A 14,749-nucleotide genomic window follows, 5' to 3' on the forward strand; every position below is an offset into this window, starting at 1 on the left:
TGCCCTTATTTAGTCAGCCTTTCCACACTTGTGGGTTTACCAGATCTTGCGGCCGCTCACCCAACAGGGCACTGCGCAAGTTGGCCAAGGCCCGGTTGGCCATGGCTTCACGGGTTTCGTGGGTCGCCGAGCCGATGTGCGGCAAGGTCACGGCGTTTTTCAGTTGGAACAAGGGCGATTCGGCCAGCGGTTCTTTCTCGTAGACGTCCAGGCCGGCGCCGCGAATCCGGTTGTTTTGCAGCGCCTCGATCAGCGCTGGTTCATCTACTACAGGACCGCGGGCGATGTTCACCAGAATGGCGCTCGGTTTCATCAGCGCCAGTTCACGGTGGCTGATCAGGTGCCTGGTTTTTTCGCTGAGCGGCACCACCAGGCAGACGAAATCGGCTTCGGCCAGCAATTGGTCGAGGCTGCGGAACTGCGCACCGAGCTCCTGTTCCAGCTCAGTCTTGCGGCTGTTGCCGCTGTAGATAATCGGCATATTGAAGCCCAGCCGCCCACGACGGGCGATGGCCGCGCCGATATTGCCCATGCCGACAATCCCTAAGGTTTTGCCATGTACATCGCTACCGAACAACGGCGCGCCGACGGTGGCTTGCCATTGGCCGGCCTTGGTCCAGGCATCCAGTTCGGCGACGCGGCGGGCGCTGCTCATGAGCAAGGCGAAGGCCAGGTCGGCGGTGCTTTCGGTGAGGACGTCGGGGGTGTTGGTGAGCATGATCCCGCGTTCGTTGAAGTAGGCGAGGTCGTAGTTGTCGTAGCCGACCGAGACGCTGGAGACCACTTCAAGTTTTTCGGCATTTTCCAGTTGCGCGCGACCGAGTTTGCGGCCGACGCCAATCAGGCCATGGGCGTGGGGCAGGGCTTCATTGAATTGGGCGTTGATGTCGCCGTTTTTCGGGTTCGGCACGATCACGTCGAAGTCTTGTTGCAGACGTTCGATCATCGGTGGGGTGATACGGCTGAAGGCGAGGACGGTTTTTTTCATTGGAGGCGGCTCGTCGGGCTTGGAGAATGCCAAGCACGCTAACATTCTTCCCGGACATTATGCGAGCGCTCGGATTGCCGGCAAAACTGTAGGAGCGAGGCTTGCCCGCGAAGGCTGCCTGACTGCCGACCAATTTCCCACAGATGTACACCGATCCAATTGTGGGAGCGAGCCTGCTCGCGATGGCGGTGTGTCAGGCGACATCAATGGTGAATGTCACAACGCCTTCGCGGGCAAGCCTCGCTCCTACAAGGGTCAGCTGTGTGGCGCGGGTTTTGGTACGTTGAGATTATCCAGCATCCGGTTCACCGCCAGCTCGGCCAGCATGACGATCTGCTGAATCGCCATGGCCGTATTCCGATGCGGGCCTTCCAGATAGGTCGCAAAATTGCTGGCCATCACACTGGCCTGGGCCAACGACTCACAGGTGTGGGCCAACAGGTCTTCGTCTTTGATCGCCGGTGCGAGCATATACATCGTGCTTGGCTTGCGAGCCACGGGGGATTTGAGGGCGGCTGGATTGAGGTAGTGATCGAGCGCGCGGTTAGCGGCTTCGTGGAGCTTTTTTGAATCGAGGGATTCGTAAGGGGAAACGTCGTCGGTTTCCGGAGGGTTCGGTGTTTCTTTGATCATGCGGAAGTTACTCATTGGCAGATGAAGTTGAACTGCCATCTTTCGTTTTCCAGACGAAAGGGTGGCAGCTGCGCGCGGACTGGAAAAACCGGAACATCCACCAAAACCCGGCAGACCCGAAGGTCTCCCGCGCACAGCCGCCATAACAAGGAATTGCGTGCAGAAAAAAGCGCCGCAGTATGCCATGGGGCGTGGTAAGTGTTCGCCAGGTTTTCCAGACCTGATCGCTGATTCGGCAGCGACCCACAAAGCCTATCCACCCCACTTCCGACGGACAACCGTCAAAACCTGTGGGAAACATCCTCAAAAATCACCCCGTCTGTAGGAGCTGCCGAAGGCTGCGATCTTTTGATCTTCCGGCGCTATCAATGACGTAAAGATCGAAAGATTGCAGCCCTTCGGCAGCACCCACAGTGTCGCCATCATGAAAACTCGGACTTCCCCTACACGCAAAAACGATTCGCCCGGCATCCCCCCTTGAGTCCACTCGCCAAAGTCTCCCATTTCCAAGGAGCGGGACACGAGCGTGACCAGACTCATCCCCCAAAACCAACTCGCCGGCCAACACGGCCAGGTGCTAGACAGCCATCAAGCCGTCGCCGACCTGCGCCAGGCCCTGAACTATCCCAACTACATGCAGACCGCCAATCAGTGCGCGGCAATAGGTGTGGAGACATTGGGTGTTGGTGGAATCGTTTGTGCGCTGTTGGTGTCGGGTGCTGTCGCCAGTGCGACGGGAACCAAAGGCTCAGAAATTGGCGGAGAAATAGGTGAAAAAATATATGAGTTCACACAACCATGAGTGGCGCTGCAAATGTGCATTTGATTGGTTGGGTACTTGTTTTTCTGATGATTTTGCTCAGCCAGACCCTCTTATTATTGGGTGCCTACTTCAAACTCGACCAAATTGAAGGTCACTTCAACGCGTCTCATTTGGTGAGTATCAATCGAAACACGGCGGGTGACGGCCCGTTTGGACGGATGAACAGACTTAGGTTGATTGGCGCTTTGACGGGCAGTTTCTATCAACATCAGATGTTGGACCCGTATGCGTTTATGGAGGCTGAAATCTTGCCGGAGCGTCTGAGAAAATGGGCTGAAGTTCCAAAAAAACTGATGCGGATTGCGGTCGTCAGCGCTGGACTACTGTTGCTTTGGAGTGGTTTTGTGTCTTTGCGTACGACAATTTCAAACCCGATGAGTGACCTGAAACTACTCTACACATCCGTCCTGATCGGCTTTTTCGCCCTGGTTTTTATCGTTTCGCTGCTGCGTGTGTACATCTGTTTTTTTAAACTCGAAGAACTCGAATGTCATCTCAACGACTCTTACTTCGTTGGTCGCAACCGTCGGGTCATGGGTGATGGTCTGTACGGGCGTCATTACCGCTTGACTCATCTCTCGACCATGCTTCGTGAGGATGATGCATTCCTGCTGAGAAGCGACCCGCATTGTATCGATGAAATAAAGCACTTCCCTTTACACCTACGACGCTGGGTCGTCATTCCCAATCTGATGTTTGCCTATTCAATTGTTGGCCTTTGTGCGTATTGGCTCTGCGGAACGTACGCTGGACTGCTGGGCTAACCCGCAGTCCACACACCTCAATTCGCCACCCGAACCCCACCCAAACTCCCACTCAATTCATACGCCGCCAATTCCGCCTGATGCGCTGCCAATATCTCCGGCAATGACCCACGCAAGTACTCGACCCACGTCTTGATCTTCGCATCCAGATACTGCCGCGACGGATAAATCGCATACAGATTCAGTTCCTGCGAACGGTAGTTCGGCATCACCCGCACCAGCGTGCCGTTGCGCAGCCCTTCAATCGCCGCATACACCGGCAATACCCCAACCCCCATGCCGCTGGTGATCGCAGTCTTCATTGCATCAGCGGAATTCACCAAAAACGGCGAGCTGTTAATGGTGACCATTTCCTGGCCTTCAGGGCCGTCGAAGGTCCATTTTTCCAGCGGGATGACCGGGCTCACCAGGCGCAGGCAGGCGTGGTTGAGCAGGTCGCTGGGCTTGTGCGCGCAGCCGTTGGCTTTCACATAGGCAGGCGATGCGCAAACGATGCTGTAGGTAATGCCCAATCGCTGGGAGACGAAGCCCGAGTCGGGCAGTTCGCTGGCGAGCACGATGGACACGTCGTAGCCCTCGTCGAGCAGGTCCGGCACGCGGTTGGCCATGGTCAGGTCGAAGGTCACGTCCGGGTGGGTTTTGCGGTAGCGGGCGATGGCGTCGATCACGAAGTGCTGACCGATGCCGGTCATGGTGTGCACCTTGAGTTGTCCGGCCGGGCGCGCGTGGGCGTCGCTGGCCTCGGCTTCAGCTTCTTCGACGTAGGCCAGGATCTGCTCGCAACGCAATAAATAGCGCTTGCCGGCCTCGGTCAGGGCGATGCGGCGGGTGGTGCGGTTGAGCAGACGGGTTTGCAGGTGGGCTTCCAGGTTGGAGACCGCGCGCGAGATGTTGGCCGTGGTGGTGTCGAGTTGCACGGCGGCGGCGGTGAAGCTGCCGGCCTCGGCCACGCAGCTGAAGGCGCGCATGTTTTGCAAAGTGTCCATGGGGGGCTCTCTTGGCGAATGGCAAATTGTGACACGAAGTTGCTGATTCTTTACAGACGACTAAAGGCGCGACCAAGGGATTATCGCGTTAACGGTAACAAAGATTCACAAGAATCCCGGCTTATCGCCAACAAGGCCCACCCCTAGAATTGCGCCGGTCCCCTGTAGGAGCGAGGCTTGCCCGCGAAGGCGTCCTCACAGGCACCATGGCTGGCGCTTGATAAGACGCCTTCGCGGGCAAGCCTCGCTCCTACAGGATCTCCCCCTATTTCAGGAATTTGCAGCAGTGCCGCGTCGCATCAACAGAGCGCTCAAGACGCTCAGTGTTTTGGCTTTAACCCTGGCAATAAGCGGCTGCATCGGAACTGGCGGTATTGCCCCACAGGGCAAGGCGCTGCAAGCCAATGCATTGGCCACCGACGACGCCATTCAGAGTGCCGCACAAGACGCTCACTGGCCCACCGCCCAATGGTGGCAAGCCTACGGCGACCCGCAACTGAACCGCTGGATCGACCTCGCCCTGCAAGGCAGCCCGAGCATGGCCATGGCCGCCGCGCGAGTGCGACAGGCGCGGTCCATGGCCGGCGTTGCGGAGTCTGCCGAGTCGTTGCAGATCAATGGCCAATCCACCCTCAAGCGTCACAACTGGCCCACCGATCAGTTCTACGGCCCCGGCGAGTTGGCCAATACCTCCACTTGGGACAACAACGCCGCGCTGGGTTTCAGCTATGCCCTTGACCTCTGGGGGCGCGAAAGCAACGCCACCGAACGCGCCGTGGACATGGCCCACATGAGCGCCGCCGAGGCGCGGCAGGCCCAGCTCGAATTGCAGAACAACATCGTACGCGCCTACATCGAGCTCTCGTTGCATTACGCGCAACGGGACATCGTCGTTGCGACCTTGAAACAGCAACAGCAAATTCTCGACCTGGCACAGAAACGTCTGGACGGCGGCATCGGCACGCATTTCGACGTCAGCCAGGCCGAAACACCATTGCCGGAAACCCATCGGCAAATCGATGCACTGGACGAGGAAATTGCCCTCAGCCGCAACCAACTCGCCGCGCTGGCCGGTAAGGGGCCGGGGGAGGGCGCGCAGTTGCAACGGCCGACGCTATCGTTGGGCGCGGCGCTGAAGTTGCCGTCGTCTTTGCCGGCGCAACTGCTCGGTCAACGCCCGGACGTGGTCGCCAGTCGCTGGCAAGTGGCAGCGCAGGCGCGAGGTATCGATGTGGCTCACGCGGGCTTCTACCCCAACGTCGATCTGGTCGGCAGCCTCGGCTACATGGCCACCGGCGGTGGGGCGCTGGAGTTTTTGACCGGCAAGAAGCTCAACTACAGCGTCGGCCCGGCGATTTCGTTGCCGATCTTCGACGGTGGGCGCTTGCGTTCGGAACTGGGCGAAGCCGCCGCCGGTTACGACATCGCCGTGGCCAGGTACAACCAGACGCTGGTCAATGCGTTGAAGAACATCTCCGACCAGTTGATTCGTCGTGAGTCGATGGACAAGCAACAGGTTTTCGCCACCGAGTCGGTGGCCACGGCGCAGAAGACCTACGACATCGCGATGATCGCGTATCAGCGTGGGCTCACCGATTACCTCAACGTACTCAATGCGCAGACCTTGTTGTTCAAGCAGCAGCAAGTGCAGCAGCAGGTTCAGGCTGCACGGTTGAGCGCTCATGCCGAGCTGGTGACGGCGCTTGGTGGCGGACTTGGGGCGGGCAACGACGTGCCGGAAGACAGCCAGACTGATGCACCGAAAACCCCGGCCCTTCTTAACAGCCTCTCGAATTGAACACAAACCCTGTGGGAGCGGGCTTGCCCGCGATGGCGTCATCACATCCGACATTGATGGCGCCTGACACACCGCCATCGCGGGCAAGCCCGCTCCCACAGGTTCTGTGTCTTAACCGAATCTCAATGAGCAAAATCCCATGACTCCCATGCCCGCACCTTTGCGCTGGCTGTATTCCCTTGAATGGCGCCGGGGTTTCTTCGACTGGGCACGCAGCGACGGCGTGACCTGGGTGTACATTTTCAAGGTGCTGTTCGCGGCGTTCCTGACCCTGTGGCTGGCCATGCGCCTTGAGTTGCCGCAACCGCGCACCGCGATGATCACCGTGTTCATCGTCATGCAACCGCAAAGCGGCCAGGTATTCGCCAAGAGCTTCTATCGCTTTCTCGGCACCTTGGCCGGGTCGGCGGTGATGGTCGCGTTGATTGCCTTGTTTGCGCAGAACACTGAACTGTTCCTCGGCTCGCTAGCGATCTGGGTCGGCCTCTGCTCGGCTGGTGCGGCGCGTTATCGCAACTTCCGCGCCTACGGATTTGTGCTCGCCGGTTATACGGCGGCGATGGTCGGGCTGCCTGCATTGGCTCACCCCGACGGCGCGTTCATGGCAGCGGTCTGGCGCGTATTGGAAATCTCCCTGGGGATTCTCTGCTCGACGCTGGTCAGCGCCGCGATCCTGCCGCAAACCGCCAGCGCCGCGATGCGCAATGCCTTGTATCAGCGCTTCGGCGTGTTCGCGCTGTTCGTCACCGATGGCTTGCGCGGTCGCAGTCGGCGCGAAGCTTTCGAAGCTGACAATGTGCGCTTCATCGCCGAGGCGGTCGGGCTGGAAGGCTTGCGCAGCGTCACGGTGTTCGAAGACCCGCACATGCGTCGGCGCAACGGGCGGCTCAGTCGCTTGAACAGCGAGTTCATGGGTATTACCACGCGCTTCAATGCCCTTCATCAGTTGCTCGAACGCCTGCGCAGCAGCGGCACCGATCACGTTGTCGCGGCGATCAAACCGGGGTTGCAGGATCTGGCCGAAGTGCTCGACGGTTTCAGCGGTCGCGCCTTGACCAGCCCCGACGCTGCACGCCTGGCCAGCGCTTTGGCGACCTATAAGGAAAACTTGCCGGCGCGGGTCCGCAGCCTGCGGGCGACCTTTCAGGAGAGTGATCCGAGCGCCGCCGAGCAGCTGGATTTTCACACTGCCTACGAGCTGCTTTATCGCTTCGTCGACGACCTGCACAGTTATGCACAGACCCACGCGTCGCTGGCCGATCACAGCCACGAACGTGAACGCTGGGACGAGCCCTTCACCCCGCAAACCAACTGGCTGGCCTCGGCGGCGTCGGGCATTCGCGCAGCGTTCATCCTCGTGGTGCTCGGCAGTTATTGGGTGGCCACCGCGTGGCCGAGCGGGGCGACCATGACCCTGATCGCTGCCGCTACTGTCGGCCTTTCAGCGGCGACACCGAACCCCAAGCGCATGGCGTTTCAGATGGCCTGCGGGACGTTGCTCGGGGCGCTGATCGGCTTCGTCGAGATGTTTTTCATCTTCCCCTTGATCGACGGTTTTCCGTTGCTCTGCGTGATGCTCGCACCGGTGATTGTGCTCGGGTCGTTCCTGACCTCGCGGCCGCAATACGCCGGTGTTGGCCTGGGATTGCTGATCTTCTTCAGCACCGGTTCGGTGCCGGACAACCTCACGGTTTACAACCCTTACGCCTTCATCAACGACTACATCGCCATGATCATGGGCATGCTGGTGTGTGCGGCGGCCGGGGCGATCATTCTGCCGCCCAACAGCCGCTGGTTGTGGCGGCGGCTGGAGCAGGATTTGCGCGGGCAAGTGGTGTATGCCATCAGCGGCAAACTCAAGGGCCTGGCGTCGAGTTTCGAAAGTCGCACCCGCGATCTTTTGCATCAGGCTTACGGTCTGGCAGCGGGGCAGCCGCAGGTGCAACGGGATTTGCTGCACTGGATGTTCGTGGTGCTGGAAGTCGGCCACGCGATCATCGAGTTGCGCAAGGAACAGGCGATTCTGCCGGTGCACCCGGCCTATGCCGAATTCCAACCGTGGCGTCAGTCAATCCGGGTGATGGGGCGTTCGCTGGTGCGACTGTTTCTGCAACCCGGCCAGAGCAATCTGGAGCGTGCCCTGGTCGCGGTCGACCACGCGATCAGCCGCGTGCAGGCCACCGACGAACCCTTCGCGCCGCACTTCGACACCTCCGCCTTGCGCCGGGTGAAGAGCTACCTGCACTTCATCCGTACCTCGCTGCTCGATCCGCAATCGCCACTCGCCGGCTACATAAAAGCTAGTGCCATCACCAAGCCCCAAGGACTTGAACATGCCTCGTGAAATTGCCTTCCACGGCGTGTACATGCCGACCATGACCCTGATGTTTTTCATTGCCGCGGCGCTGGCCTGGGCGCTGGATCGGTTCCTGTCCGGGTTCGATCTGTACCGCTTTTTCTGGCACCCGGCGCTGCTGCGCCTGAGCCTGTTTACTTGTCTGTTCGGCGCCCTTGCGCTGACTGTTTACCGTTGACTCTCTACCACTGAGAATGCCCTGATGAAAAAGCTTTTCAGCCTGCTCGCGACCCTGCTGGTGTTGGCCCTTGCCCTGTGGATCGGCCGGACCCTGTGGATGCATTACATGAACACACCCTGGACCCGCGACGGCCGGGTGCGCGCCGACATCATCAACGTCGCCGCCGACGTTACCGGTGAAGTGGTGGACGTGCCGGTGCGCGACAACCAGCTAGTGAAAAAGGGCGATTTGCTGATGCGCATCGACCCCGAACATTACCGCATCGCGGTGAAACAGGCGCAGTCGCTGGTGGCCTCGCGCAAAGCCACGTGGGAGATGCGCAAGGTCAACGCCCATCGCCGCGCCGACCTCGACAACCTGGTGATCTCCAGGGAAAACCGAGACGACGCCAGCAACATCGCCGACTCGGCCCTGGCCGATTACCAGCACGCCCAGGCACAGCTGGAAGCTGCCGAACTGAACCTCAAACGCACCGAAGTGCGTGCGGCAGTGGACGGCTACGTCACCAACCTCAACGTCCATCGCGGCGACTACGCACGCATCGGCGAAGCGAAAATGGCCGTGGTCGACATGAACTCGTTCTGGGTCTACGGCTTCTTCGAAGAAACCAAATTGCCCCACGTGCGGGTCGGCGATAAGGCTGACATGCAGTTGATGAGCGGCGAAGTGCTCAAGGGGCACGTGGAGAGTATTTCGCGCGGCATCTACGACCGTGATAACCCGCAAAGTCGTGAACTGATTGCGGATGTGAACCCGACGTTTAACTGGGTGCGGCTGGCGCAACGGGTGCCGGTGCGGATTCACATTGATGAAGTGCCGGACGGGGTGCTGTTGGCGGCGGGGATTACGTGTACGGTGGTGGTGAAGCAGGCAAGCGATTTGTAAGCTGCGAACCGGACTCGCCCTCACCTCGGTGAAGGCGGGTGTCGGTTTTTGAACTTCAGCTCAGGTACGCCCACAACACGCCAAGTCCACCACCGATTCCGCCGGTATTGCCGGCAAAAATAAACCGCGATTTACTTCGGAGCTGTAGAAGCGCAGGTTCAGCCGAGATCGGCGTGTCTTCTTCGATGTATCCATGGTTGCCGAAGTCTTTATCAACAGTGCCATTGCTCAGGAAGCGGGCGATATGCAGTTTTTTGTAACTGCCGACGACATTTATCCTCTCCGCTGCATCCAGAAAACCAGCCTGCCAGTTGTCCCCGGTCTGTTCGTCAAACACAGTCAGGACAGGTTTACCCAAGTTGAACAGATGATCCGGAACACCGTCAGCCATCATTCTAATCAGCAGCCCCTTCATGAACTTCCCGGAGCGCCCACAATTACCGAAGCCAATGAAACCGTTATTCGTTGTCTGAATCAGACCTTGTACAACGGTTTCTCCTTCCTTGACATTCAACACGTAGGAACCTGGTGTTGCGGAAGCGCCGAATTTCTTGTCAATGCTGCCGTTACTATTGAGGCGAGCAAAGAACCCCTTCATGCCATCGGTTTGTTTAACACTTCCGGCTAACAGGATTTTCTCACCATTCTGGATATGCACGGCATGAAGTGCTATCGCACGGTCAGTGTCATTGAGTCTGATATCAAGGCGACCGGTTTTGTTGAAACTGGTGTCCAACTGGCCTTTTAGGTTCAATCGATACAGGACGCCATGGGTTTTTTCGCTTCCCGAAGAACGGTAGGTCGCGCTGATGACAATTTTGTCGCCCTGGAAAGCGCAGTTACTGGAGTCGGGCACGAATACTTCACCCGTTCGGTTTCGGAAAATCTGCCTGCCTTGCACTGCGAAGTCTTTGTCCAGATCGCCCTGTTCCGTGAATCGGCAAACTACCAAGTGTGGTGGGGGCTCGCCGGAGTCTGCGTCCAAATGAGTCCAGCCCAGCATGTAAATCTTTGAGTCCCGCTGCAGTATCTTCCCGCCTGATGCGTCAAAAGGCGCTTTGAATTTTCCGTATCTGAAGCCTTGGTCCGCGAATGTTGTATCAAGGCTTCCGTCTTCATTCAGGCGTGCCAGCCCGTAATAGGCCGAGTTGTACAAGGTGTCAGGATCGTCGTCATGGGACACGACGGCGCCGACGATGATTTTGCCCGAGCCCAGTATGCAAAGGCCTTTGACGTGACGATCCGTGCCATCGATATCAGGTAGATTTGAGAGCGAGATCTTTCCTTTGTCGCCAAAGCTATAATCGCTGTCTCCGGCATGTTGACGGTTGACTGTATTCATTTTTTTGTCCAGTGAAGTCCATTTGGTGGGATGAGTCATGGTGGCGCCCAACGCGTTCAAGGTTGAAAACAGTTGTTGGGTATTCCATCGACATCACCGCACCGGTCGTCCACAGACTGATGGGCAAAGGGACTTCATGGAGACGAACACCGCCGAATGAGTCTGGTCTGCTCATGCGACGGGTGTCTACTGTCAGATTTAACAGGTAGCGAGGATGGCTGGAATTTTGCTCAAGCGGCAGAGCGTGCACCATGGGTAACTAAAGTTTCGTGCAAATGCCGCCACAGCACCTGACCGGACGCCTGTTTTTCAAACACCACGGTCGAGCGCCGATCCGAGTGCAGGCCCGTCGCATCAGTCTGCTGCTCGCGGTAACTCACCACTGCGCCACCGTCGTACAGCGCGACACCTCGCAACTCGCTGAGCTCAATCCTGAACCCGAGCTTCTTTCCGCCCGCCAGCAGAAACAGTTCGTTCAACGCCTCGAAATCCAGCACCCGGCCCAATGGCGAGACCATGGAAAACTGCGGTGAAAAACGCGTCAGCAATTGCTCAAGCTCGGACTCGTCTCGTTCTTCGGCCAGCCATTGTTCGATGGCTATGTGAGCCTGGATCACTTCGTCAAAGTATTCGGTGTAGTCGGTCATGCTGTTTCCTGAAGTTCTGTGGTGTCTGTTCCGACGCCTTCGCGGGCAAGCCTCGCTCCTACAGGATGAGCGCCCTCTCAAAATGGGTGCATAACCTGTAGGAGCGAGGCTTGCCCGCGAACGCGTCAACCCGGTCTCAAAGTTGCCCACGCAACCCGAACCGCTTCATCAACCCCGACTCCAATAACCCCTTGGGTAACAACCCCGCCATCAACGGCAACGCCCGGCTGCCATTACCCAAACGCACCAGGCGCGGCGGTTTATTCTGCTGCACGGCCTTCAATAAACCGGCGGCAAATTCACTGGCCGGCGTCGGCTTGTCCTGAGACGCCTTGGCCCGCGCGCGAATGCCTTCACGCAGCGGCCACCATGGCGACTGCTCGGTGATCAGTTGCTCAGCCTCTTGGCCGGCATTCTTGGCGAAGCTGGAGGCGATGGCCCCTGGTTGAACTTCCATGACCCGCACGCCGAACGGCGCGAGTTCCATACGCAACGCATCGCTCAAGGCATGCACCGCGGCTTTCGAAGCACAGTAAGCACCGGCAAACGGCGTGACCAGAACTCCGGACACGCTGCCGATGTTCACCACCAGGCCCTTGGCGCGACGCAGCACGGGGAACATTGCGCGAGTCACGCCAACGATCGCAAACACGTTGGTTTCGAATTGCCGCTGCATGGCCGGCACACCGCCATCGAGCAGGGGGCCCATGGCGCCATAGCCGGCGTTGTTGATCAGCACATCAAGGCCGCCGCGTTGCTGATTGATCCGCTCGCTCAGCTGTTCGAGGGCCGGGCCATCGTTCACGTCCAGTTGCACGGCAGTGAACCCGGCGGCGGTTAGAGCGGCTACGTCTTCAGCCTTGCGGGCGCTGGCCCAGACTTCGTAACCGGCACTTTTGAAGGTGTCGGCAAGGGCGCGGCCAATGCCGCTGGAGCAACCGGTAATCAACGCAACGGGCATGGCGCGGTCCTTGTGCAAAAAAAGGGGGGATCAGTCGGAGAAACTACCCTGCAAACGCTCGGCGCGAAACTCCAGGGTTTGCGGGCGATAACCGGGACGCAGGGGCGGCATTGGCAAGCAGTCTTCCCAATTGCCGCCGGCCTGCAATTCGCCGGGGCCGCGATAACGCGGCGCGGCGTATTGATTGTCAGCCAGATTGACCGTATCGCCCGGTGCATAAGCAGCGACGCGCCAGCGCAGTTCGGTCAGCGGCACGTCGTTGCCGTTGTTCATCGTCAGCTTCAAGGGGCGATCCGCCGGGCAGTGCTCGGGCGCGTAGGTGATGCGCAGCTCAAGGCGCGCCAGTTGCTTGACCTCGCGGTTGTCCAGCCAGAACACCCACACCGCCACCAGGCCCAATCCGAAGGCGGCTGCCATGGACACCGGCACGGCCTTGGACGGGTAGCGCAGCAGCAGGATCAGCCAGGTGATGACCAGCAGGACGCCGATGAACATGACGCGAAACCTCGGGAAGGGAAAGAGCATCCTACCTAAGCGTAGGTGGAATTGGCGATGGGCATTCATTCAGCGGCGGCTGGTCAGGCCCCATCGCGAGCAGGCTCGCTCCCACATTGACCGAGTTCGGACTCTGATTCGGTGAACGACGCAAATCCCCTGTGGGAGCGAGCCTGCTCGCGATGAGGCCAGTTGAGGCAACAAAAAACCCAAAAAAGCCCCCGCCCAACCCACTGCGGATAGGGAGCGCAGCGGGCTGGACGGGGGCTTTTTATTTTTACCGGTCAATCACTGCGCGATGGTTTTCACCGACACGCCGCGCTCGATCGGGGTGGAGCGACCGTAGATATCTTCAAACCGCTCGATATCGTCTTCACCCAGGTAGCTGCCCGATTGCACTTCGATGATCTCGAGTGGAATCTTGCCCGGGTTGCGCAGACGGTGAACCGAGGCGATCGGGATGTAGGTCGACTGGTTCTCAGTGAGCAAGAACACGTTTTCGTCGCAGGTCACTTCAGCAGTGCCGCTGACCACGATCCAGTGTTCGGCGCGGTGGTGGTGCATCTGCAGCGACAGGCACGCGCCCGGCTTGACCGAGATGCGCTTGACCTGGAAGCGGCCGCCCATGTCGACCGAGTCGTAGGAGCCCCACGGACGATAGACTTCGCAGTGCGTCTGGGTTTCGCTGCGGCCCAGCTCGTTGAGGGTGTTGACCATCTGTTTCACGCCTTGGACCTTGTCCTTGTGGGCGATCATCATGGCGTCCTTGGTTTCGACGACCACGATGTTTTCCAGGCCGATCACCGACACCAGTTTGCCGTTGCCGTGGATCATGCAGTTTTTGCTGTCCTGGATGACCACGTCGCCTTTGGTGACGTTACCGTTGGCGTCTTTTGCATTGACTTCCCACAGCGACGACCAGCACCCGACATCGCTCCAGCCTGCGGTCAGCGGCACCACGCAGGCGCGCTGGGTTTTTTCCATCACCGAATAGTCGATGGAGTTGTCCGGGCAGCAAGCGAAGGTGGCGGCGTCGATGTCGACGGTGTCGGCATCCTGTGCGCTACGTTCCAGCGTCAGCATGCAGGTGTCGTAGATGTCCGGATCGTGTTTTTTCAGTTCTTCGAGGAAACGGCTGGCGCGGAACAGGAACATGCCACTGTTCCAGAAGTAACCACCGGACTGGACGAATTCGGTGGCGCGTTTCACGTCGGGTTTTTCGACGAAGTGCGAGACACGGCTGACGCCTTCCGGCAGCAGCGCATCGTTGGTGGATTTGATGTAGCCGTAACCGGTTTCCGGTTTGGTCGCCGGCACGCCGAACAGCACCATCTCGCCACGCTCGGCTGCCACAGTGGCTAGGGCCAGGGCGCGTTGCAGGGCTTTCTGGTCTTCCAGCACGTGGTCGGCCGGCAGCACCAGCATCAACTCGTCGCGACCTTCATTGACCAGCATCATCGCGGTCAAGGCCACAGCCGGCGCGGTGTTGCGGCCGAAGGGTTCCATCAGGACGCGCTGCACGTCCAGGTTGCGGGCGCCCAGTTGCTCGTTGACGATGAAGCGATGGTCCTTGTTGCAGACCACGATCGGGGTGTCCATGCCTTCGAACACCAGGCGTTCCAGGGTTTGCTGGAACAGCGTGTGTTCGCCGGTCAGGGCGAGGAATTGCTTGGGGAATTGCTTGCGCGAAAGCGGCCAAAGACGTGAGCCGCTACCACCTGACAAGATCACCGGAATCATGTTGTTACTCCTTCAAAATCGATTGGTTAGAGCTACTGCGTTCTGTCGTTTCACTCTTGTTCTTGTTCCGTGTCCAAATTGACGCCTCGGTCCCTTGTGGGAGCTGGCTTGCCTGCGATGGCATCACCTCGGAGTATCTGTTGCACCGAG

At 59.0% G+C, this 14,749-nt stretch carries 15 protein-coding genes; 6 read left to right on the forward strand and 9 right to left on the reverse strand.

Annotated elements, in window-relative coordinates; all coding sequences use genetic code 11:
* Nucleotides 1-13: 13 nt before the first annotated feature.
* From AB7M22_RS01150 to AB7M22_RS01160, 3 genes are all read right to left on the reverse strand, one after another.
* On the reverse strand, nucleotides 14-988 hold the full coding sequence (locus tag AB7M22_RS01150) for a 2-hydroxyacid dehydrogenase (RefSeq protein WP_008014487.1): 975 nt from the start codon (nucleotides 986-988) through the stop codon (nucleotides 14-16).
* Nucleotides 989-1,243: 255 nt separating this feature from the next.
* The gene (locus AB7M22_RS01155; protein ID WP_008014486.1) at nucleotides 1,244-1,621 is read right to left on the reverse strand and encodes a DUF6124 family protein; all 378 of its coding nucleotides are present in this window, start codon (nucleotides 1,619-1,621) and stop codon (nucleotides 1,244-1,246) included.
* 303 nt (nucleotides 1,622-1,924) lie between these two features.
* Entirely contained in the window at nucleotides 1,925-2,161 is a 237-nt protein-coding gene (locus AB7M22_RS01160; protein ID WP_454184957.1) for a hypothetical protein, read from the reverse strand.
* Here AB7M22_RS01160 and AB7M22_RS01165 point away from each other — a divergent pair.
* Both AB7M22_RS01165 and AB7M22_RS01170 read left to right on the forward strand, forming a co-directional pair.
* Complete coding sequence (locus tag AB7M22_RS01165; protein WP_454184958.1) at nucleotides 2,148-2,423, forward strand: hypothetical protein; 276 nt, start codon at nucleotides 2,148-2,150, stop codon at nucleotides 2,421-2,423. The two genes, AB7M22_RS01160 and AB7M22_RS01165, sit on opposite strands and share 14 nt — an antisense overlap.
* Nucleotides 2,420-3,208 (forward strand): hypothetical protein, encoded by a 789-nt coding sequence (locus AB7M22_RS01170; RefSeq protein ID WP_454184959.1) that lies wholly within the window; start codon nucleotides 2,420-2,422, stop codon nucleotides 3,206-3,208. The genes AB7M22_RS01165 and AB7M22_RS01170 overlap by 4 nt, the downstream gene beginning before the upstream one ends.
* 17 nt (nucleotides 3,209-3,225) lie before the next feature.
* Here the strand turns inward: AB7M22_RS01170 and AB7M22_RS01175 are convergent, their stop codons facing one another.
* Complete coding sequence (locus tag AB7M22_RS01175; RefSeq protein WP_454184960.1) at nucleotides 3,226-4,194, reverse strand: LysR family transcriptional regulator; 969 nt, start codon at nucleotides 4,192-4,194, stop codon at nucleotides 3,226-3,228.
* Nucleotides 4,195-4,480: 286 nt separating this feature from the next.
* Between AB7M22_RS01175 and AB7M22_RS01180 the strand changes: the two genes are divergently transcribed.
* The 4 genes from AB7M22_RS01180 to AB7M22_RS01195 all read left to right on the forward strand — a co-directional run bounded on the left by AB7M22_RS01180 (nucleotide 4,481) and on the right by AB7M22_RS01195 (nucleotide 9,414).
* The gene (locus AB7M22_RS01180; protein ID WP_454184961.1) at nucleotides 4,481-5,992 is read left to right on the forward strand and encodes an efflux transporter outer membrane subunit; all 1,512 of its coding nucleotides are present in this window, start codon (nucleotides 4,481-4,483) and stop codon (nucleotides 5,990-5,992) included.
* Between the two features lie 139 nt (nucleotides 5,993-6,131).
* Nucleotides 6,132-8,336, forward strand: a complete 2,205-nt coding sequence (locus AB7M22_RS01185; RefSeq protein WP_454184962.1) for an FUSC family protein — start codon at nucleotides 6,132-6,134, stop codon at nucleotides 8,334-8,336.
* Nucleotides 8,326-8,526 carry a DUF1656 domain-containing protein gene (locus AB7M22_RS01190; RefSeq protein WP_007896379.1) on the forward strand — a complete coding sequence of 67 codons (201 nt, stop codon included), beginning with the start codon at nucleotides 8,326-8,328 and terminating at the stop codon, nucleotides 8,524-8,526. Before AB7M22_RS01185 ends, AB7M22_RS01190 begins: the two co-directional genes overlap by 11 nt.
* A 24-nt stretch (nucleotides 8,527-8,550) precedes the next feature.
* Nucleotides 8,551-9,414, forward strand: coding sequence for an efflux RND transporter periplasmic adaptor subunit (locus tag AB7M22_RS01195; RefSeq protein WP_454184963.1), 864 nt, complete (start codon nucleotides 8,551-8,553; stop codon nucleotides 9,412-9,414).
* 55 nt (nucleotides 9,415-9,469) lie between these two features.
* On the opposite strand, the gene AB7M22_RS01200 is transcribed toward AB7M22_RS01195, so the two are convergent.
* The 5 genes from AB7M22_RS01200 to AB7M22_RS01220 form a co-directional block, all read right to left on the reverse strand.
* Complete coding sequence (locus tag AB7M22_RS01200) at nucleotides 9,470-10,756, reverse strand: hypothetical protein (RefSeq protein WP_454184964.1); 1,287 nt, start codon at nucleotides 10,754-10,756, stop codon at nucleotides 9,470-9,472.
* Nucleotides 10,757-10,986: 230 nt separating this feature from the next.
* Nucleotides 10,987-11,403, reverse strand: a complete 417-nt coding sequence (locus AB7M22_RS01205) for a DUF4440 domain-containing protein (RefSeq protein ID WP_454184965.1) — start codon at nucleotides 11,401-11,403, stop codon at nucleotides 10,987-10,989.
* 136 nt (nucleotides 11,404-11,539) lie between these two features.
* The gene (locus AB7M22_RS01210; protein ID WP_454184966.1) at nucleotides 11,540-12,364 is read right to left on the reverse strand and encodes an SDR family oxidoreductase; all 825 of its coding nucleotides are present in this window, start codon (nucleotides 12,362-12,364) and stop codon (nucleotides 11,540-11,542) included.
* Between the two features lie 30 nt (nucleotides 12,365-12,394).
* Nucleotides 12,395-12,859, reverse strand: a complete 465-nt coding sequence (locus AB7M22_RS01215; protein WP_454184967.1) for a multidrug transporter — start codon at nucleotides 12,857-12,859, stop codon at nucleotides 12,395-12,397.
* Nucleotides 12,860-13,147: 288 nt separating this feature from the next.
* Entirely contained in the window at nucleotides 13,148-14,599 is a 1,452-nt protein-coding gene (locus AB7M22_RS01220) for a mannose-1-phosphate guanylyltransferase/mannose-6-phosphate isomerase (protein ID WP_454184968.1), read from the reverse strand.
* Nucleotides 14,600-14,749 lie beyond the last annotated feature (150 nt).

It is taken from the genome of Pseudomonas sp. ADAK2 TE3594, assembly GCF_053628675.1.